This window comes from Ruminococcus sp. 8Y-12 (genome assembly GCF_058119865.1).
In genome coordinates this window covers 787,473-806,974 of the sequence record NZ_CM176623.1, presented here as the reverse complement: position 1 = coordinate 806,974, position 19,502 = coordinate 787,473, and the positions used below count along the sequence as shown (strand labels likewise).

Annotated in this window: 19 protein-coding genes; 15 read left to right on the top strand and 4 right to left on the bottom strand. The window is 48.7% G+C overall.

What is annotated here, in order from left to right:
- Nucleotides 1-109 precede the first annotated feature (109 nt).
- Nucleotides 110-358 carry a GIY-YIG nuclease family protein gene (locus tag AC0THY_RS02885; protein WP_489992969.1) on the top strand — a complete coding sequence of 83 codons (249 nt, stop codon included), beginning with the start codon at nucleotides 110-112 and terminating at the stop codon, nucleotides 356-358.
- Here AC0THY_RS02885 and AC0THY_RS02880 read toward each other — a convergent pair.
- Entirely contained in the window at nucleotides 339-830 is a 492-nt protein-coding gene (locus tag AC0THY_RS02880) for a QueT transporter family protein (protein WP_489992968.1), read from the bottom strand. The genes AC0THY_RS02885 and AC0THY_RS02880 overlap by 20 nt on opposite strands.
- Before the next feature lie 164 nt (nucleotides 831-994).
- Between AC0THY_RS02880 and AC0THY_RS02875 the strand changes: the two genes are divergently transcribed.
- From AC0THY_RS02875 to rpsR, 14 genes are all read left to right on the top strand, one after another.
- Nucleotides 995-1,804: a hypothetical protein gene (locus AC0THY_RS02875; RefSeq protein ID WP_489992967.1), complete on the top strand. Its 810-nt coding sequence runs from the start codon at nucleotides 995-997 to the stop codon at nucleotides 1,802-1,804.
- A 338-nt stretch (nucleotides 1,805-2,142) separates the two neighbouring features.
- The gene (locus AC0THY_RS02870; RefSeq protein ID WP_489992966.1) at nucleotides 2,143-3,069 is read left to right on the top strand and encodes an Rpn family recombination-promoting nuclease/putative transposase; all 927 of its coding nucleotides are present in this window, start codon (nucleotides 2,143-2,145) and stop codon (nucleotides 3,067-3,069) included.
- A gap of 147 nt (nucleotides 3,070-3,216) precedes the next feature.
- Nucleotides 3,217-4,929 carry an ABC-ATPase domain-containing protein gene (locus tag AC0THY_RS02865; protein ID WP_489992965.1) on the top strand — a complete coding sequence of 571 codons (1,713 nt, stop codon included), beginning with the start codon at nucleotides 3,217-3,219 and terminating at the stop codon, nucleotides 4,927-4,929.
- 431 nt (nucleotides 4,930-5,360) lie between these two features.
- Nucleotides 5,361-5,864: an RNA polymerase sigma factor gene (locus AC0THY_RS02860; RefSeq protein ID WP_489992964.1), complete on the top strand. Its 504-nt coding sequence runs from the start codon at nucleotides 5,361-5,363 to the stop codon at nucleotides 5,862-5,864.
- 13 nt (nucleotides 5,865-5,877) lie between these two features.
- Nucleotides 5,878-7,932, top strand: coding sequence for a beta-propeller domain-containing protein (locus AC0THY_RS02855; RefSeq protein ID WP_489992963.1), 2,055 nt, complete (start codon nucleotides 5,878-5,880; stop codon nucleotides 7,930-7,932).
- A gap of 412 nt (nucleotides 7,933-8,344) precedes the next feature.
- A complete protein-coding gene (gene asnS / locus AC0THY_RS02850; RefSeq protein WP_489992962.1) occupies nucleotides 8,345-9,736 on the top strand; it encodes an asparagine--tRNA ligase in 1,392 nt (463 codons plus the stop codon).
- A gap of 92 nt (nucleotides 9,737-9,828) precedes the next feature.
- Nucleotides 9,829-10,524, top strand: a complete 696-nt coding sequence (vanR, locus tag AC0THY_RS02845; RefSeq protein ID WP_489992961.1) for a VanR-ABDEGLN family response regulator transcription factor — start codon at nucleotides 9,829-9,831, stop codon at nucleotides 10,522-10,524.
- Nucleotides 10,514-11,701: a sensor histidine kinase gene (locus AC0THY_RS02840; protein ID WP_489992960.1), complete on the top strand. Its 1,188-nt coding sequence runs from the start codon at nucleotides 10,514-10,516 to the stop codon at nucleotides 11,699-11,701. The genes vanR and AC0THY_RS02840 overlap by 11 nt, the downstream gene beginning before the upstream one ends.
- Entirely contained in the window at nucleotides 11,688-12,491 is an 804-nt protein-coding gene (gene srtB / locus AC0THY_RS02835; protein ID WP_489992959.1) for a class B sortase, read from the top strand. Before AC0THY_RS02840 ends, srtB begins: the two co-directional genes overlap by 14 nt.
- Before the next feature lie 44 nt (nucleotides 12,492-12,535).
- The gene (locus tag AC0THY_RS02830) at nucleotides 12,536-13,249 is read left to right on the top strand and encodes an NAD-dependent protein deacylase (RefSeq protein ID WP_489992958.1); all 714 of its coding nucleotides are present in this window, start codon (nucleotides 12,536-12,538) and stop codon (nucleotides 13,247-13,249) included.
- 89 nt (nucleotides 13,250-13,338) lie between these two features.
- A complete protein-coding gene (locus AC0THY_RS02825; protein WP_489992957.1) occupies nucleotides 13,339-13,518 on the top strand; it encodes a DUF951 domain-containing protein in 180 nt (59 codons plus the stop codon).
- Nucleotides 13,519-13,648: 130 nt separating this feature from the next.
- A complete protein-coding gene (rpsF, locus tag AC0THY_RS02820) occupies nucleotides 13,649-13,936 on the top strand; it encodes a 30S ribosomal protein S6 (RefSeq protein WP_489992956.1) in 288 nt (95 codons plus the stop codon).
- A 19-nt stretch (nucleotides 13,937-13,955) separates the two neighbouring features.
- A complete protein-coding gene (locus tag AC0THY_RS02815; RefSeq protein WP_489992955.1) occupies nucleotides 13,956-14,408 on the top strand; it encodes a single-stranded DNA-binding protein in 453 nt (150 codons plus the stop codon).
- A gap of 225 nt (nucleotides 14,409-14,633) precedes the next feature.
- Nucleotides 14,634-14,894, top strand: coding sequence for a 30S ribosomal protein S18 (gene rpsR, locus AC0THY_RS02810; RefSeq protein WP_489992954.1), 261 nt, complete (start codon nucleotides 14,634-14,636; stop codon nucleotides 14,892-14,894).
- A 305-nt stretch (nucleotides 14,895-15,199) separates the two neighbouring features.
- Here rpsR and AC0THY_RS02805 read toward each other — a convergent pair whose 3' ends face one another.
- The 3 genes from AC0THY_RS02805 to AC0THY_RS02795 are packed head-to-tail and all read right to left on the bottom strand — an operon-like array spanning nucleotide 15,200 to nucleotide 19,402.
- Complete coding sequence (locus tag AC0THY_RS02805) at nucleotides 15,200-16,699, bottom strand: ATP-binding cassette domain-containing protein (protein WP_489992953.1); 1,500 nt, start codon at nucleotides 16,697-16,699, stop codon at nucleotides 15,200-15,202.
- An 11-nt stretch (nucleotides 16,700-16,710) separates the two neighbouring features.
- Entirely contained in the window at nucleotides 16,711-17,766 is a 1,056-nt protein-coding gene (locus tag AC0THY_RS02800) for a sensor histidine kinase (RefSeq protein ID WP_489992952.1), read from the bottom strand.
- 4 nt (nucleotides 17,767-17,770) lie between these two features.
- Nucleotides 17,771-19,402, bottom strand: coding sequence for a response regulator (locus AC0THY_RS02795; protein ID WP_489992951.1), 1,632 nt, complete (start codon nucleotides 19,400-19,402; stop codon nucleotides 17,771-17,773).
- Nucleotides 19,403-19,502: the final 100 nt, after the last annotated feature.

Here is a 19,502-nt window from a genome sequence, read left to right as displayed (position 1 = left end):
GAGGATCGATTCCTCCTGGGTGAAGTACTTTTATCGATTGCTTTCTATATTAAAATAAGCGTGTGTGCCGCTGGTGCATGCGCTTTACATAACAGCGGGGGAGCCCAAGATGAATTACACTTATATTTTGCTGTGCAGCGACGGAACTCTGTACACAGGATGGACAAACAATATGGAAAAGAGGCTGAGAGACCACAACAGTGGCAAGGGTGCCAAATACACAAAGGGCCGGATTCCCGTGGAGCTGGTCTACTACGAGACCTTTCCCACCAAGGCGGAGGCCATGCGCCGGGAGTGGGAAATAAAGCAGTTGGGAAGAAAAGAAAAGCAGCAGCTGATTAAGCAGCTGCATTTTTAAAAATAAGATTCTTGTATTTATCCAGCGCAAGGAGGACAACCATGCCCAGAACTCCGCAGGATACGATCTCGCCCACGCCTACCGTCAGCATCATGAAGGGGATGGGAAGATTGATTCCATAGCCGTAGAAAAGTACAAATGGTACAATCAGTATATTGGCGATAATTGGCGGAAATGGTACAAAAAATTTTCTCTTTCTAAGTGCGTACGAGCCCAGAGCACCAAGCAGAGTAGCCAGACTGCCGCAAAGAATGTCAACAGGGATGGCACCACCCATAAAATTGCCGATGATGCAGCCTACAAACAACCCGGGGATCGCCGCTGGGGTAAAGAATGGAAGAACGGTCAGAGCTTCCGCAAACCGGATCTGTACCTCTCCAAAAGCCAGCGGTGCAAACACCACCGTCAGAACTACATAGATAGCCGCGATGGCAGCGGCTTGTACCATAAATAATACCTTTTTGTTTCTCATATTCAATTCTCCTTTAGTTTTGTTTTACGTGTGGAAGGTCTCGAACACACGGTTTATTTGCCCCTTAGACCTTGGTTTTATGGGGTTGAGACGTTTGATAGTATATAATAAATTATGATAAAAATCAAGTACTACATAATGGTTGCATAGATGTAAGATTGGACTTGGACAAGAATGCAGTTCTGAGGATAGAGATTGGACAGAGTTTTGTTACGGATGTTGAGTGGAAGGCGAAAGCTAAAGTTTTGCACGTAGAGTATTTACCAGATAGGAGTGAACTAATGTTCAACATAATAGGCCAGGATAAGATGAAATTTTTAACAGAGGGCTTAAAGGATGATCCAAATTTTCAAAGAGTGATGGAAATTATAGAATATAGAAATGAAGCACTTTTAAAAACGGTAGTGGAGAAACTGGATAGTATTGGATGGACAATGCCTACTGATATTACAATGTACGCAATAGAAAAAATTGAGAAGGAGGAAAATATTAATGAATTTTTGGTGCTGTACTTTAGTTCAAACAATTTTAGATTTACACAAATAGTAGTAGATAATATATTAAAGTCGAATATAAGAAACGGTCTAAAAAGGGTAGTAAGCGAATGCTGGCTAGCCTTTCAAAGTGGTTTGTTCTCAATATGTGCAATAGCATTAATGTCTGTTATAGAGGGCATTTTGTCTGAGTTTGGGGACAATAAAAAAGAGGTTAGAATGATGAAAGTATGCCAAAAGAACATAGAAAAATATTCTATAAGTACAGATACAGTTTTAGAAAAATATATTTGGATGTCCTATCACAATTTTATCTCCAAACTATATCAAAAGTCAGATTTTACAAATGATGAACCAAAAGAAATGAACCGGCATTGGTTATTGCATGGCCGATCTAATTTTGATATTAATGAAATAGATTGTTTAAGGAAGGTATCGAACACACGAATTGTAAAAGAAAAAAGGATTTCTATTGTGTAAGCAAATTTTTTCAAATGAAGTTTCCGGAAGATTGCAGAAGTGCAAAAAGTGTCTGAAAAATGGCAGCAGTGGGGATAATAAAAAATTAGAACAATTATGTTGCAGAAATACAAATTATGTGATATTATAATGTTGTTATTACTCTGCACTATATCCGTGCAGCCAAATCTTAATTACATTTCCTTTTTAAGCAGGGCCCTTCTATTCTAAGCCATGACCGTGGCACTTATAAATCCATGAGATCCTCCCGCGCACTTGCGAATCAGGGAGAAAGTTTGTATAATTAGTTCATAGATAATGCAAAGTGTAACTGTGCAAAAACAAAGAGGAGGATACATTTGAAAAATGACATAGCCAGCAAAGTATATTTATCGGACCCCAGAAGAATCGCAGATCTGATCAATGTGAGCTTTTTTCACGGACGAAAGGTGATTCAGTGGCAGGACATAGAGGAGACGAACGGCCAGCTCCTCCTGGTGGAGGGGGAGGATGAGAGAGAATATGGCATCCGATATCACGATATCGTATGCAAGGCGGTCTACGGGATGAATTTCGTCATATTGGGACTGGAGAATCAGAATGATATTCACTATGCAATGGTGGTCCGCTATATGGAATATATTGTCAAGGAGTATGCCAGTCAGGTGCGCCGGCTGCGCGCGCAGCACCGGCAGAACCGGGATTTGACAGGCGCCGAGTATCTGTCTGGTATGTCCAGATATGACAGGCTGCATCCTGTGATTATCCTGGTAGTCTACTATGGAGAGAAAAAATGGGACGCTGCCACAGAGCTGAAGGACATGCTGGACTGGTCAGGGATTCCAAGGGAGTGGAAGTATTTCGCCATGGACTGCCGCATGAACCTTCTGGAGGTAAATGAGATACAGAAGCTGGACTGCTTTGAGACGGATATAAAGCTGGTGTTTGGATTTTTGCAGCGGAGAAGCGACGGCGGAGCTGTGAAGAGATTTGTGGAGGACAACAGGCAGGGATTTTCACATCTGGCGGAAGAAGCTTATGACATGATCAGCAGCCTGAGCCGGACCAGGGAATTGGAAAGTGTAAAGAGAGCCTGCAGGACGCGGGAAGGAGCGATGAATATGTGCAAAGCTATTGAGGACTTGATTGTAGAAGGAAAATTGGAGGGGAAAAAGGAGGGGAGAAAGGAGATACTGCGCATTCTGCACAGACAGATTGAGAGGGGATGTTCCATTCAGGAGATTGAGGCTTTTTTAAACAGAGAGCTGGAGAAGACACGGAAGTGAATCCATTCTTGCCAAAGTCTCCATTTTTACGTATACTTATGGTATACCGCTCCTGGTATCCAGAAATTTATGGCGCGGCGAACGCGCCCGCACAAAGTATATCGTGCCGCAGTCAAACGTGCTGCGGCTGTTAAAAGGAGAATGAGCATGAAATCATCAGAAGAACTGCGCACATCGCTGAAATCAATCCATCGGAAAAGCTACCCTGCATACAAGTCTTTGGCAGGCAGCTATGACTTTGGCAAATATACCTTGAACATTGAACATGTACAGGGAGACCCCTTTGCTGCCCCTTCCAGGCTGAGTGTCCGGCTGCCCCACAAAAGTGCGGGGATTCCATCAGAGTACTATGGAAGCAGACAGACCAAAACAGCGCTGGAAGATTATCTGATCCGGAGGTTCCACAGACAGACGGACAAGTTCTGTTTCCAGGCCAAGGGCTCAGGAAAGAGCGGCATCATGACAGTAAGCCGCTGCGGCCAGGAGGTTTTGGAGAGGACTGCCTGTGAGATAAATCAGAATGGCATTACAGTGCGCTTTGAGGTGGGATTTCCAGCCAACGGAAGAACCATTAATGCAACGGAACTGGAAAAGATACTCTTTGATTTCCTGCCTGTCTGTGTGGAGCAGGGGCTCTGTTACCGCAAGATGCCGGCCAGGGAGGTGGAGAGCGTCATATTCCTGGCGGAAGACCAACAGGTCATACGAGAGGAGCTGGTAAAGCGTAACCTGGTTGCCTTTGTGGCCGACGGATCCGTGCTCCCCAGAGAGAGTGGTGTGTCGGACCGCCCGCTTAAGGACGGGGTTCCCTTTGTATCCCCTGAAACGATGGCAGTGACCTTAGAGCTTCCACACAAAGGATGCTTGCGTGGAATGGGGATTGCCAAGGGGATTACGCTGATCGCCGGAGGCGGGTACCATGGAAAATCCACGTTGTTAAAGGCATTGGAGAGGGGCGTTTACAATCACATCGCAGGGGATGGAAGAGAGTACGTGATCACAGACCAGACTGCGCTGAAACTGCGGGCGGAGGATGGGAGAAAGATCACAAACACAGATATATCCCTCTTTATCAACCACCTTCCGAACGGAAAGGACACAAAGTGTTTTTCTACCTTAGACGCCAGCGGCAGTACCTCACAGGCGGCAAATATTGTGGAGGGGATCGAGGCTGGCAGCCGGCTCTTTCTGATAGACGAGGATACCTCTGCCACAAACTTCATGGTGAGGGATGAACTGATGCAGAGGGTGATTGTGCGTCAGAAGGAACCCATCACGCCATTTTTGGAGCGGGCCAGGGATCTCTATGAAAAAGCGGATATCTCCACCATACTGGTGGTGGGAAGCTGTGGTTCCTACTTCTATATTGCGGATAAGATCCTTCAGATGGACTGCTATCGGACCCTGGATATTACAGAAAGCACAAAGGCTGTGCTGGATACCTACCCTGCCCCCGAAACCTCAGCACCAGACTTTGCGGTTCCCCAGGGGAAAAGGGTAATCGACCTGTCCGGAACTGTGCAGAAGCGTAAGACCTACCGGGGCGATGGATACGTGAAAGAGCGCCTCAAAATCAAACGCCTGGGAAAGACAGCCTTCAGCCTTGGGAAGGAAACCCTGGATCTGCGATATGTAGAACAGCTGGTGGATGAGGAACAGACCCAGACCCTGGCCTGCCTGCTCCGCTACGCGAAGGAGCACTACGGGGAGGGCAAAAATGATGTGCGTACTGTGGTCAATGCGCTCACACGTCTGCTTTCGCAAAAGGGACTGGCTGGCATCTGTGACGCAGGCAGCGTGCCCTCAGGGATGGCCATGCCCAGAGTGCAGGAAATCTTCGCCTGCTTTAACCGTTATTAAATAAGTTTTTTACACTGCACCGCAAATCAATATCCCCGGACCGGAAAACAGCGCTGTTACCGGTTCGGGGATATCGCTGTATTCAGCATTAAATAGCCTGACGAAAAAATATTTCTGCGGTTAGTGCAACACCTGGAGATATTGTGCACACTATATCTGTGAAATATATGGTAACTGCTCAGTACCTTCACAGTTACATGCAAAAATCCATTTAAAATCACCTTCAGTGATGGGATTTTTGCACTCCTGAATCATTTTCTCACGGCCTGCGCAGTAGATGCGCAGACCTGCTGAATAGTTACAATATATATATTTCAGGGCAAACGAGTACATCGTAAACGAAATAGGCGCCGCATATGCGCCGTTTGAATGTACTGGAACGCCGAGGCGCGCTTGATACCAAATTTATCGATAAATAAAGGGGTGAGGCTATGGAATACAATACTGAACTGGTACAGAGGGCAAAAGAGGGGGATGCGGAGGCATTTTCGAAGCTGTATGAGGAGATCTATCAGGACCTCTACCGATTTGCCCTGTATACCTTGAAAAATACCCACGATGCCGAGGATGTTGTGGGGGATACCGTGATGGATGCCTGGCAGGAGATTCGTTCCCTGCGCAGGGCGGAGGCCTTTCGGGCATGGATTTTCCGTATTTTGATTAATAAGTGTAAGAAGCGGTTAAAGCAGTATATTGACAAGACCCAGGAGCTTCCGGAAGACCTGGTATCTAGGCCCAGGGATTTGTGTCAGGATCTGGATGTCCGCAGAGCTTTTGCGGCCCTTCGGGATGAGGAACGCCTCATTCTGGCAATGAACCTTTTTGGGGGTTATACCAGCAGGGAGATCGGCCTGCAGCTGCAGATGAGTGATAATACCGTGCGATCAAAACAGAGCCGGGCTTTAAAGAAGATGCAGGCAAGACTGGAGAAGTAGAGGAGGATTGGCTATGGATGAAAATAAATTATTGGAACGGCTGAAGCATTCCGCAGACAGCGTGGACACCCCGGATTCCCTGAAGCCGGAGGCAGTCAGAGAAAAGCTGCAGGGAAGGAAACAGAACAGGAGAAAACCACCCCTGTACCAGATGGCAGCGGCAGCGGCGGTGCTGCTTATTGCGCTGGTGGGCATCTGGCAGGTCAGATATCTGGCAGATCCGGGAGGAGGCGGGAACAATGCGGGAGTGACCGCCCAGAAGGAGACTGAGGCCAGGGAGGAAGCGGCGGCGGTTACCGAGGCGGCGGATACGACGGCTCCGGCTGCACTGTCCAGTGAGACAGATACCGATGCTGAGGACAGCGCCATACCCCACCCTAAGAGTGAGGAAGAGCTCTATCAGGCTTTGAGTAAAATCAGCGGCACGAAAAGTGACCGGGCTTTAGCCACAGGAGCCACGGCCGAGACAACTGCAGCGACAGAGTCTTATGCTATGGATGAAGGGACAGTATACGAGGCAGGCGCGGCGGATGCCGCTACGCCCCAGGAAACCGCGTCCGCTGCATCGAAGGAGTCCGGCACCGGGGGCTACTCAGAAACCAATCTGCAAGAGGCAGGGGTGGATGAGGGGGATGTGGTGAAGACGGACGGAACCTATCTGTATATCCTGAGGAAAAACGGCCAGGTGCGCATTGTAAAGGCAGAGGGCGGCAGTCTGGAGGAAGCCAGCACGATTCAGGTACCGGACAATAGCATGAAGGTGGAAGAAATGTATCTGGACGGGGACCGTTTGATTCTGGTTGCCAGCGGTTCCAGTTCCACCATGAGAAAGGAGAAAGAGGACGTATACTCTGTAGACCAAAGGCAGTTTTCCAGGCTCTATACCTTTGATATCTCGGACAGGAGCAAGCCCGCACTGGCAGGCAGCACAGAGCAGGAAGGCATTTACCGGGCATCCCGCAAAACTGGGGACTATGTGTATCTGTTTACCGAGTTCAACCCCGTGGTTTTGGAGGCCAGGGAGGCCAGTACGATACTGCCAAAGGCAGGGGGGGAGGATATGCTCATAGACGATATCTTTCTGCCGGAAAGCCCCAACCAGTCCTCCTATCTGGTGATCACATCCATTGATGTAAACAAACCGGATAAACTGCTTGACCGCAAAGCTATTGTCTCCGCAGCAGAAATGTTTTATGTGAGCACAGAGAATATTTACATCAGCCTGAACAACTACAATGGCAGCGGAAATACTACCCAAATTCTGAAGTTCCACTATGAGGACGGCAGGGTCTCTGCAGTGGGAGCCGGGGAGGTGAGGGGCTATTTAAACGACAGCTTTTCGCTCAATGAAAGCAACGGATATCTGAGAGTGGTCTCCACAGACTGGGATGATTCTGATACTGTAAACCGTCTCTATGTGCTGGACGAGGACCTGAATATCTGCGGACAGATCGATGATCTGGCGCCCGGAGAAACCATCAAGTCCGCCAGGTTCCTGGGAGACGCGGGATACTTTGTCACCTTCCGGGAAACGGATCCCCTGTTCTCTGTGGATCTGAGCGACCCCAGGAATCCGAAAATTCTGGGAGAGTTGAAGATCACGGGCTTTTCCTCTTATCTTCACTTCTACGGGGAAAACAAACTGCTGGGACTTGGCCAGGAGGTAAGTCCCAAAAACGGGCGCCGCAAGGGAATCAAACTGTCAATGTTTGATATTTCCGATCCCTCGGATGTGAAGGAGTCTGATAAATATGTGGTGAAGGGTCAATATGATTCGCCGGGACTGTACAACTATAAAGCTATAATGATTGATACGGATAAAAACATCTTTGGGTTTGAGAGTGAAGGGGTCTACATGGTGTTTTCGTACCAGGAGGGCGAGGGCTTTGTAAATAAGTTCTTGTATACCTATAACGAGGCGTCTGCGAACTATTATGATTATTATTATGATAATGATAATGTGAGGGGAATGTTTATTGGAGACACACTTTATCTGACCAGCCATAATGGGGTAAAGGCATTTGACATGGCAAACGGATATGAACAGATCGGAGAGCTTACCTTTTGACAGGCAGGACGGAACGAACGAGCAGGGGGCTGTTGCACAGGGCAACGGCCCCCTGCTGCTGTGGCCGTATGCCGCTGCCGTACGCGCCCGAAGGTTGTGAATAGCCATGGGTGATTTCAAATAGACGTTTCATGTAAATTATGGAGATATCGAATGGCTAAGAAGGAGCAAATTTAAAGAAAATAAAGAGTGGTGGCTTGCATACACCCGTATTATGGGATATACTGATAAATAAAAATGAATAATAGTTACCGTTCACTCAGGTCTGAGCAATTACTGCCCAGACCCTAAGAAAATGATTCAAGGGTGCAAAAATCCCATCGCCAAAGACGATTTTGCATGGATTTATGCATGTTACTGTGAACATGTGAACAGTAACGAATAATATGAGAACAAAGGAGTTCAAGCTATTATGGAATTAACAACGGTTAGAGAGATTTTCAGAAACAGAGAAGAATATTTAAATAAGAGTGTGACAGTAGGAGGCTGGGTAAGAAGTGTCCGGGATTCCAAGACTTTCGGTTTCCTGGTGCTCCATGACGGTACTTTTTTTGAGCCAATTCAGGTGGTATATCACGATAAAATGGAAAATTTTGCTGAGATTTCCAAGTTAAATGTGGGTGCAGCAGTGATCGTTACGGGGACCCTGGTGCCCACGCCCCAGGCGAAACAGCCTTTTGAGATACAGGCAGAAGAGGTGGAAGTGGAGGGAACCTCCGCACCGGATTACCCACTGCAGAAGAAGCGCCACAGCTTTGAGTACCTGCGCACCATTTCCCACCTGCGCCCCAGAACCAACACCTTCCAGGCAGTGTTCCGCGTGCGCTCCCTGATTGCTTATGCAATCCACAAGTTTTTCCAGGAGAGGGATTTTGTCTATGTGCACACTCCCCTGATTACAGGCAGCGACTGTGAGGGAGCTGGTGAGATGTTTAGGGTTACCACTCTGGACATGGAGAATCTTCCAAGGACTGAGGAGGGAAAGGTGGACTACAGCCAGGATTTCTTTGGAAAGGAGACCAATCTGACGGTCAGCGGACAGCTGAACGGGGAGACTTATGCCCAGGCGTTCCGCAATATCTACACCTTTGGACCTACCTTCCGGGCTGAGAATTCCAACACCACCCGCCATGCAGCGGAATTTTGGATGATTGAGCCGGAGATTGCTTTTGCGGATCTGAAGGATGATATGATGCTGGCGGAGGCTATGTTAAAGTATGTGATCAGCTATGTGATCGAGCATGCACCTGAGGAGATGAATTTCTTCAACTCCTTTGTGGACAAGGGGCTTCTGGACCGCCTGAACCATGTGGTGAAGTCTGAGTTCGCCCATGTGACCTACACGGAGGCCATTGAGATTCTGGAGAAAAACAATGACAAGTTTGAGTACAAAGTATCCTGGGGATGTGACCTGCAGACTGAGCATGAGCGCTATCTGACAGAGCAGATTTACAAGCGGCCGGTGTTTGTGACTGACTATCCCAAGGAGATTAAGGCATTTTATATGAAGCTGAATGAGGATGGAAGGACCGTAGCGGCCATGGACTGCCTGGTGCCCGGAATCGGTGAGATTATCGGAGGAAGCCAGAGGGAGGATGACTACGACGTACTGGTAAAGCGCATGGAAGAGCTGGGACTTCAGAAGGAAGACTATGACTTTTATCTGGACCTGCGCAAGTATGGGTCTACCCGCCATGCGGGATTTGGGCTGGGCTTTGAGAGATGCGTTATGTACCTGACCGGGATGGGAAATATTAGGGACGTGGTTCCTTTCCCGCGTACGGTTGGAAACTGTGACTTATAAGAGGAAACCTGGTAACTGTGCGAGTAGCGAACAGTTACGAAACCTATAGAATATAGACGACAGACGTTCTGAAAGAAAACAGGAGGATTACTATGGGGAGTAAGATACTGATTGTAGACGACGAACGGGAGATCGCGGACGTAGTGGAGCTGTATCTGAAAAATGAAAATTACGAGGTGATCAAGTGCTACAACGGCACGGATGCCTTGAAGTGTGTTGAGGAGAACACACCGGATATGGCTTTGCTGGACGTGATGCTTCCGGACATTGACGGCTTAACGATCTTGCAGAAGATAAGGGAGAACTATACCTTTCCGGTGATCATGCTGACCGCTAAGACGGAGTATATGGATAAGATCAATGGGCTGACTCTGGGGGCGGATGACTACATTGCCAAGCCGTTTAACCCTCTGGAGCTGATTGCCAGGGTGAAGGCCCAGCTGAGGCGCTCCACCAAGTACAATGAGGGGAACAAGCCTCAGGAGGATGTGATTGATTTTGCGGGGCTTTTGTTGAACCGGAGCACCCATGAGTGCATCTACAATGAGCGTGAGCTGACCCTGACGCCCATCGAGTTTGACATTCTCTGGATTCTCTGTGAGAACCGGGGACAGGTCATCAGCTCCGAGCAGCTCTTTGAGCAGGTTTGGAAGGAAAAATACTATAAGAACAGCAACAATACGGTGATGGTCCATATCCGCCACTTGCGCGAAAAGATGAGCGGACCTACGGGAAAATCGGATTTTATCAAGACCGTCTGGGGAGTTGGATATCGCGTTGAAAAATAATTACCGCAAGTTAAAGTGGGGAATGATGCTTCGTACTATCCTGGTAACCTTGCTGGCATTGGCCGTGGGGTTTGGGATTTTGAAGCTGCTGATTGACGGTGTCTTTCAGCCCAAGTTTCCGGAGCTGATCATTTCCGTGCTGATGAGATTTCATTTGAGCTATGAGGAGGCCAATCAGCTATATGGACAGATCTTTATGGACAATAAAGATATGTTTTTAGCCATGGGCTTTATCATACTATTCCTGATCTTTTTTTATGCAGCCATCTCCAAGGTGACCCACTACCTGGATGAGATCGGGGAGGAGATTGACAATATTCTGAGCGATTCGGAGGCTCCTGTCACCCTGGTGCCGGAGCTTCGGCCCATCTCTGAGAAACTGAATACCCTGAAAATGACGCTGAAGAGGCGGGAATACGCAGCGATTGAGAGCGAACAGAGGAAGAATGATCTGGTTGTCTATCTGGCCCATGATTTAAAAACACCTCTGACCTCCATTATCGCGTACCTCACTATGCTGGACGAGCAGCCGGATATGCCGGAGGAGGAGAGGGCAAAGTACACGCATATTTCCCTGGAAAAGTCTATGCGCCTGGGGGAACTGATCAATGAGTTTTTTGAAATTACCAGATTCAACCTGCAGGATATTGTGCTGGAGAAGGGGAAGGTGAACCTTTCCATTATGCTGGAACAGCTGGCGGATGAGAGCTACGCAGTGCTTGCGGAGAAGACGCTCACCTGTTCCATACACACGGACGATGGGCTGATTGTGAATGGGGACCCGGACAAGCTGGCCAGGGTGTTTGACAATCTCCTGAGAAATGCCATAGCTTACAGCTATCCCGGAACCAACATTGATATCCAGGCTTACTGTGAGATGAATACCATTGTAATTACCTTTACCAACCAGGGGGATCAGATTCCCCAGCAGAAGTTAAGTTCCATATTTGAGAAGTTCTACCGGGTGGACAACGCCAGATCCAGCCGCACGGGCGGTGCTGGTCTGGGACTTTCCATTGCAAAAGAGATTGTGGAGCTTCACGGGGGCACAATAGAGGCCTCCAGCAACTTTAACTGTACGAAATTTACCGTGAGGCTGCCAAAGCATCAGGAGATGCCTGTGCAGAAGCGCAAACGGGCTGGAAAGGCAGGTACAAGAGAAAATGACAGAATCTAAAAAGAAAAAAAAGAGGACAGTGGGGGATGTGATACGAACACTGATTATCATAGTAGCTTTGGGGATATTCTGCTACTCGGGTTATCAGCTGCTCACCATTTACCTGGAGTATAAAAAGGGGACGGATGAGTACAGCGCCCTGGAGAAGCAGTATGCAGGGGATGAGGAGAAGGCTCCTGAGGATGCCCCGGTGGAGGAGCGTGACGGGGTGATGGTGATGGAGAACCCCATTGACTTTGCCAGCTTAAAGGAAGTAAATGAAGAGATCATTGGGTGGTTGAAGGTGACCGCTCTGGATATCAGCTATCCTTTGGCGCAGGGATCGGACAATGATTTTTACCTGCACAATACCTTTGAGAAGACCCCCAATTTTGCAGGATGTATTTTCCTGGATACCCAGAGTAAAAAAGACTTTACAGACCGCAATTCTATTATCTATGGGCACAACATGAAAAATGGGTCCATGTTCGGCACGCTGAAGAAGTTTTACGAGGACGGGGTATATGAAAAGAGCCCGTATTTCTGGGTTTACACACCGGACAAGATCTACCAGTATGAGATTTTTTCCTGTCAGGAGGTGGGGGCCACCAGCCAAACATACCAGCTCACCTTTGAGGATGACGAGGACTTTATGGATTATATTAACAACGCCTTTGAAAAATCGGTGGTAGAGAGCAAGGTAAAGGTGGGGGCGGATGACAAGGTGGTTACCCTGTCCACATGCACGGGAAACGACACCACCCGGTTTATTGTACAGGGGAAACTGATAAATACTTATTTGAGCAAGTAGGGCGCCCGGGCGAACCTGAACCGGGTAAGAAAGAGGGAATGCATATGGATGGGATCGGGAAATTGAAGGAGCTTGTGGACGAGAGCAGCAATATTGTATTTTTCGGCGGGGCCGGTGTTTCCACAGAGAGCGGGATACCTGACTTTCGAAGCACAGACGGACTGTATCACCAGAAATATGATTATCCGCCTGAGACCATTTTGAGCCACTCCTTTTTTATGAGGTATCCGGAGGAATTTTATCGGTTCTATAAGGATAAGATGCTCTGCCTGACTGCAAAGCCAAATGAGGCCCACATGAAACTGGCCCGACTGGAGGAGGAGGGAAAGCTGCGGGCGGTCATCACCCAGAATATTGATGGACTCCATCAGGCCGCAGGCAGCAAAGAGGTGCTGCAGCTGCACGGCAGTGTGCACCGGAACTACTGCATGAGATGCGGAAAGTTCTATGACGCGGGGTACATGCAAAAGGCCGTGGGTGTGCCCGCTTGCGAGTGCGGAGGGATGATCAAACCGGACGTTGTGCTCTATGAGGAGGGACTGGACAATGGGACGCTTGCCAAGGCAGTGCGGTATATTTCTGAGGCAGATGTGTTGATTATCGGCGGTACATCTCTGGTGGTGTATCCGGCTGCGGGGCTGGTAGATTATTACCGGGGGAAGAAGCTGGTGGTTATCAATAAATCAGTGACACCGCAGGATAAGAATGCAAACCTAGTGATTTCCGGCAGAATCGGGGAGATATTTGTGCAAATCTAACAAAAATGCTCATTTTGACCAGGTCACTTTTCAGAAATGACCAGGTCATTTCTGAAAAGTGACCTGGTCAAAATGGAATAGGAGAGTTTATGGATTACGAAGTGGGAGATATTGTGAAACTGAAAAAGCAACATCCCTGTGGCAGCAGTGAGTGGGAAATCCTGAGGGTGGGAGCGGACTTCCGCCTGAAATGCCTGGGATGCGGGCACCAGATTATGATTGCCAGGAAGCTGGTGGAGAAAAACACCAGAGGATTGCGGAAAAAATGAGGGAAAATAGCAGAAACTACTTGCGATCCAGCCTGTCTTATGGTATTATTAGCAATTGTGATATATTATTTAAATTCCTTGCTCCCCGCTTAAGACAGGGGGCCAGAGACCATAAGGAGGTGCGAAGAGCATGAACAAGTATGAATTAGCAGTTGTTGTCAACGCAAAGGTAGAGGATGATGTGAGAACAGCTACCATCGAGAAAGTGAAAGAGTACATTGCACGCTACGGCGGTACGATCACGAATGTTGATGAGTGGGGCAAGAAGAGATTAGCCTATGAGATTCAGAAGATGAAAGAAGGCTTTTACTACTTTATCCAGTTTGAAGCGGATACTACTGCTCCGGCGGAGATCGAGAGACACATCCGCATCATGGAGAACGTCATCAGATATTTATGCGTTAGACAGGATGCATAGATAGAGAAGAGGAGATAGTATGAACAAAGTCATATTAATGGGGCGTTTAACCAGAGATCCTGAGATTCGTTATTCCGCAGGGGATAATTCCATGGCAATTGCCAGATATACATTAGCTGTAGACCGCAGGTTTGGCAGACGCGACGGGGAGGCTACCGCAGACTTTATTGGATGCGTGGCTTTCGGAAGAAGCGCAGAGTTTGCCGAGAAGTACTTCCGTCAGGGACTGAAGGTGGTTGTTACCGGACGTATCCAGACAGGAAGCTACACCAACAAGGACGGACAGAAGGTTTACACAACAGATGTAGTAGTGGAAGATCAGGAATTTGCTGAGAGCAAGGCGGCTTCCATGGCAAGTGGCGAAGGGGGATATTCAGCACCGTCACCTGCAAAACCGACTCCCAGTGCAGCATCGGGAGATGGCTTTATGAACATTCCGGACGGCATTGACGAAGAGCTGCCGTTTAACTAAACGGACATGTCTGCTAACGCAGACATCACCATGAATGAAAGTCAGTTGCTCCGTGCAACAGCACTTACGCAACTGCCGCCAGTATTCGCAATCCGGCCCGTTGGCCTGCTTGCTCATACCGGCTTGCCCGTCCAATGTCTGTACATCTGCGCAAGCAAGCTTGCCCATCTGCACAGCCGCTGTCCGGGACTTTCAAAGTAAATTTGATCTAAGGAGGGAAAACACATGGCTTTCAAAAATGATAGAGGCGATTCTCCGATGAAGAGAAGAGGCGGACGCAGAAGAAAAAAAGTTTGCGTATTCTGCGGCAAAGAGAATAATGAGATTGATTACAAGGATGTAAATAAATTAAAGAGATATGTATCTGAGAGAGGAAAAATCCTCCCCAGAAGAATCACAGGCAACTGTGCAAAGCACCAGAGAGCTTTGACAGTAGCGATCAAGAGGGCTCGTCATATCGCTCTGATGCCTTACGTTCAGGATTAAGCCCTGTATAAACTGGGTATTTAGAGACTAGGATTCACTTTTGCACCAATTATGAAAATGGTGTAGAGAGGATTTGCGAACGTATATAAAATAATAAGCCGTCACAGGCGATTTTGAACTGACCCCCCAAAAGTTAGACCTAAAAATCTAATTTTGGGAGGTCTGTTTTTTATATCATAGGAAAGTCCTTCGGAATTCCCTATGATATAAAAAGCCCTCCGGGCGGAATCGCACAGCGGCGGAAAGGAATTATGTCGCTAAAGCGACCCGCCGCAGGCGGAGAATCCTGCGCGCGGGATTCTTTTTCAATGAAAAATATTGTCCGGGGGAACAGTTGACACAGACTCCTGCGCCTCCCCCAAGGAAATCTCCCCCACGATCCTCCCCTCCTCGATCTGCAGAATCCGGTTGCAGAAGGGATACAGACTGTCCAAATGGGCGGAGATTACAAGCTGGGCGATCTTCTTTTTCTGGGTCTTGAGGATATCCTGGGTGAACAGTTCCTTCTCACGCACATCCATTTTCAGGCAGGGATTGTTGTATACAATGACCTTGGCGCCGCAGGCAACAGCCCGGCAGAGGGCCACCTTTTTCTTGATCAGCGCATTGTCGGTGATTACCTGGCTGGGAAACAGGCGGTAGCCCTCATCCCTGAAATACTCACTGCAAAGGTTGTGGACCAGATAGAGCAGTTCTCCCTCCTTCTTGACAACACCACCATAGGCATTGCGGCGGAGGGCGGATAAGCTGATATTTTCTCCCAGATTCATATTGGTGAAGATTTCATCGTCCTCGGGAACCAGCAGGATTCCCTGCCTGCTTACATGTTTCAGGGGTTCCGCCAAGGGCCTGCCCTCTGAGAGGATTACACCTGAGATCAGAGAGGAGCGGCCGCCCAGAACATCCAGAATCGCCTTTCCGGAATGTCTGTTCCGGTTCCAGAGACCCAGGGTTTCATTTGTATAGAGTGAGAACGAGAGATCCCGAATCACCCTATCCTCCGTGTAAATGTGGGAGAACTCCAGCATTTTTCGGGAGTAATCCACATTATCCAGGCGGCGGAACTCCCCGGCTCTGGGAATAAACTTTTCTCCCTCAATCAGTGAGAGGATGAGGTCTTGCTCCATCTCCTCCCTGGATAGCTCAGCCACTACCCTGCCCTTTCGCATGACGCACAGACGCCCTATATACGGAAGGATGCAGTCAGCCTCATTTTCAATCAGGATTACACTGATGCCCCGCATTCGCAGAAGCTGAAACTCCCGTTTTATCTCCTCCCTGGCAGTGCTGGAGAGGAGACTGACCACATTGTCCAAAACCAGGATCTTGGCGTCGCAGATCAGGGCCTGGGCCATCTCCACGAGCACCCGCTTGTGAAAGTTCAGATGCTCGATCAGGGTATCGGAATCCTCAGTGACATTCAGGGTCTCCAGTATGCTTTTACACTTCTTGATATATTCCCCGTACCGCTGCTTTTTACCCACAAAGGCAAAGTTTAGCTTCATGGTGTCCTTGATGGAAAATTTGTCTATCAGGGAGCCGGCGGCCTTAATTAGAAATATTCCCTCTTTTCGGGCCTGCTCTATAGAGAAAATGGTTCTCCTGTGCTCCTGAATCCAGATATCCCCTGACTGGGCGGGAAATTCCCCTGTGGCGGCTCCCAGAAGAGTGCTCTTCCCGGCATGGTTTTTTCCCACCAGACCTACAATCTCCCCCTCAAACACATGAAAGCTGCCATCCCTCACGATCTCTATGGAGTTTTCGTTGTAACAGATATTGCGCAGCCGCATTGCTTCCTTTTTCACGCTATGCTCTCCTATCGGCGGTTCAGCAGCAGAGGCAGAACCACCTCCGTAGTTGTGCGGATATTGGGGGTACTATTCAGAGTGATCCCGTACTGGCTGCCAAAGTTCAGCTTGATTCTCTTGTTAATATTGATCAGTGCGATGCCGGCGTGGTGGGCTCCGTCCCCCACGCTGTAGTCTGCGGGCATCTGTTTCATGGCCTGCCCCAGGATCTTTAGCCGCTCCTCGGTGATGCCTGCGCCGTTGTCAGTCACGGTGAGAACAAACCTCCGCTCCGTCACATAGGCGTTCACCCTGATCCAGCCACCCTCCACCTTGCGCTCCAGGCCGTGCATGATGGCATTCTCCACCAGGGGCTGAAGTACCATACGAGGCACCATGTATTGATCCAGAAGTTCCTCCTCCACCTCAAAGGAATAGGCAAACTTATTGTTAAACCGGAACTGTTGGATTTTCATGTAATTGTTGATGTTGTCCATCTCCTGACGCAGAGAGAGCAGTTCGTGTTTGTCGGAGATCATATTTCGGAATACCCTGGAAAGAGCCTCTGTGATCTCCGAGATCTCGTCCATATCGTGGAGCAGAGCGTATCCCCGGATGGAATCCAGGGCATTGTAGAGAAAATGTGGGTCAATCTGGGAGGAGAGGGCATAGAGCTCTGCTTTCTTGCGCTGCTTCTCCTCAAGCCGGTTCCGCTCGCAGACCAGCTCCTGCTGTTTGATCAGATGATAGAGGACAGATTCTATGGAGTGATCCAAGAGCATATCCGTATCCCCCAGCATCTCATCCCTGCTGACCATATCCCGGTATGTCTGCACTCTGTCCTCCATCTCCCAGATGGGGCGAACAATCATCATATAATCCAGAATGCCGGATATTAAAAAGGCAAAAACCATACACAGGGCAGTCTCCCGGTAGGAAAAGCCGTGGGTGCCAAGCTTTCTGGCGCCGTCCAGAAACCAGCCGAAAAATAGAAAGATGACGGCAAATACAGCCACATTCAGCAAAAAGGCGAGGATCACCCGACTTCCGGACAGTTTTTTGAATTTTTCTGATATTTTCATCATTCTGCTATTCCTCATCCTTGCCTGAGTGGCGTTTTCGGTACTCTGAGGGAGTGATGCCCACAGCCTTTTTGAATATTTTGGAGAAATACCGTGTATTGCTGAAGCCGGACAGCTCTGCCACATCCAGCACGTTGTACTTTACATCCCTGAGCAGGTTTTTGGAGACATCAATGCGGTACTGATTCAGGTAGTCCACAAAGTTGATGCCCTCCTCCTTTTTGAACAGCCTGCTTAGATACACAGGGGTGAGGTTTACCAGACCAGCGGCAGAGGAGAGGGAGATGTCCTCCCTGTAGTGCTCCGCAATGTACCGTTTCACGATCCGTATGGTTGGCGTGGCCTGGCTGCGGGCGGAGAGCTGGTTTTCCTCAATCATATGGGATATCTCCCGGTAGAGGACTGCGGCGTACTCCCGGGGCCCGGATGCGGTCATGTAAGCCTCCAGCAGGCGGTTTCGAAACTCCAGCTCCAGTTCTTTGCAGATTCCGATATCTTTAAAATATCGGTAGGTCCGGTTCAACAGCTCCACAAAAAGACGGTAATACAAAAGAGAGTCCTCCTCGATTCCGTAAAAGGCTCTGGAGTACATTTCCTTGATACAGTGGTGAATCTCCTCAGCGTTCAGGCTGGAGAGCGCCTGGGAGAACTTATCCTCCCGGTATTCCAGGATTGCGGGAAGCAAGTCCTGGGTTTTACGGATATCCTCCGGTTCAATGATTTTTCCGCCCGGGAGAGCTGTTCTCGCAAAACTACTGTTCCAAAGGCTTTCTACGGACGACTCCCAGGCAAGGGGTGCTGAGGACTCCGCACCCATGCAGATGCGGAAAAAGAGGTTTTCAAATTTTTTCACCTGAAGAGTACATTTGCTGAGCTGTTCCCTGAGGATCTCCCGGATCTTTTGGCGGGAGCTCTCCCTATAGTTCAGGAAAAAGAAGCAGACATTTTTATAGGTGTACTCCACAGTCTCCCAACAGACCTCCTGCAGGGCGCCCCGCAGGTTGGCGCATGACTCTTCCAGCAGAAGATTATCCTCCCTGGTGCTTGGCTGCTCACCTGCGGGGCTGTCTAAAAACAGAGCCAAAATCCGGAAACAGCCAGGTTGCAGGCTTATGAGATTACGCTCATTGATCCCGACAAAATCCACATCCGTCAGTTTCTGTTCACCCGCCAGCAGGGTCTTTAAAAAGGTTTCCCGCACCCTTCTCTTGCTGGTGTCCAGTTCCACGGCCATCTCTTTGATACGGCTCTCTTTTTCTCTGTTTTCCATCAACTGATCATAGACGTGGCGGATTACGGTCTCCAGCTCCTCTTTGTTGATAGGCTTTAGCAGATAGTCCTCCACATTGTTGCGCATGGCCCCCTTGGCGTAATCGAACTGCTTGTGTCCGCTGATCACGATAAACTTTACATTGGTGTTGAACTTGCGCACCTCGTCCATAAAGGCGATCCCGTCATACCCGGGCATACGCACATCTACAATCACAAGATCCGGTTTGACCTCTTTTACCAGGGAAAGGGCGGTCATCCCGTCATTGGCTGTGGCCTCCACCTTCATCTGGTACTTGTCCCACTGGATCAATTTTTGAATCAATGCCACTACATATATCTCGTCATCCACAATCACTACTTTGAACATGCCAATCCCCCATTGTATCTGCTGTCTGTTTCGCATTACTGTGTATACCAATAAACCTATATTACCAGATTACTGAGGGACTGACAATAAAAATCCGGGG

Coding starts and splice junctions, on each gene's coding strand:
- srtB (WP_489992959.1), top strand. CDS start 11,688: ATGACAGAATCTAAAAAGAAAAAAAAGAGGACAGTGGGGGATGTGATA.
- AC0THY_RS02865 (WP_489992965.1), top strand. CDS start 3,217: ATGAAATCATCAGAAGAACTGCGCACATCGCTGAAATCAATCCATCGG.
- vanR (WP_489992961.1), top strand. CDS start 9,829: ATGGGGAGTAAGATACTGATTGTAGACGACGAACGGGAGATCGCGGAC.
- rpsF (WP_489992956.1), top strand. CDS start 13,649: ATGAACAAGTATGAATTAGCAGTTGTTGTCAACGCAAAGGTAGAGGAT.
- AC0THY_RS02815 (WP_489992955.1), top strand. CDS start 13,956: ATGAACAAAGTCATATTAATGGGGCGTTTAACCAGAGATCCTGAGATT.
- AC0THY_RS02860 (WP_489992964.1), top strand. CDS start 5,361: ATGGAATACAATACTGAACTGGTACAGAGGGCAAAAGAGGGGGATGCG.
- AC0THY_RS02825 (WP_489992957.1), top strand. CDS start 13,339: ATGGATTACGAAGTGGGAGATATTGTGAAACTGAAAAAGCAACATCCC.
- asnS (WP_489992962.1), top strand. CDS start 8,345: ATGGAATTAACAACGGTTAGAGAGATTTTCAGAAACAGAGAAGAATAT.
- AC0THY_RS02795 (WP_489992951.1), bottom strand. CDS start 19,402: ATGTTCAAAGTAGTGATTGTGGATGACGAGATATATGTAGTGGCATTG.
- AC0THY_RS02830 (WP_489992958.1), top strand. CDS start 12,536: ATGGATGGGATCGGGAAATTGAAGGAGCTTGTGGACGAGAGCAGCAAT.
- rpsR (WP_489992954.1), top strand. CDS start 14,634: ATGGCTTTCAAAAATGATAGAGGCGATTCTCCGATGAAGAGAAGAGGC.
- AC0THY_RS02885 (WP_489992969.1), top strand. CDS start 110: ATGAATTACACTTATATTTTGCTGTGCAGCGACGGAACTCTGTACACA.
- AC0THY_RS02855 (WP_489992963.1), top strand. CDS start 5,878: ATGGATGAAAATAAATTATTGGAACGGCTGAAGCATTCCGCAGACAGC.
- AC0THY_RS02800 (WP_489992952.1), bottom strand. CDS start 17,766: ATGATGAAAATATCAGAAAAATTCAAAAAACTGTCCGGAAGTCGGGTG.
- AC0THY_RS02880 (WP_489992968.1), bottom strand. CDS start 830: ATGAGAAACAAAAAGGTATTATTTATGGTACAAGCCGCTGCCATCGCG.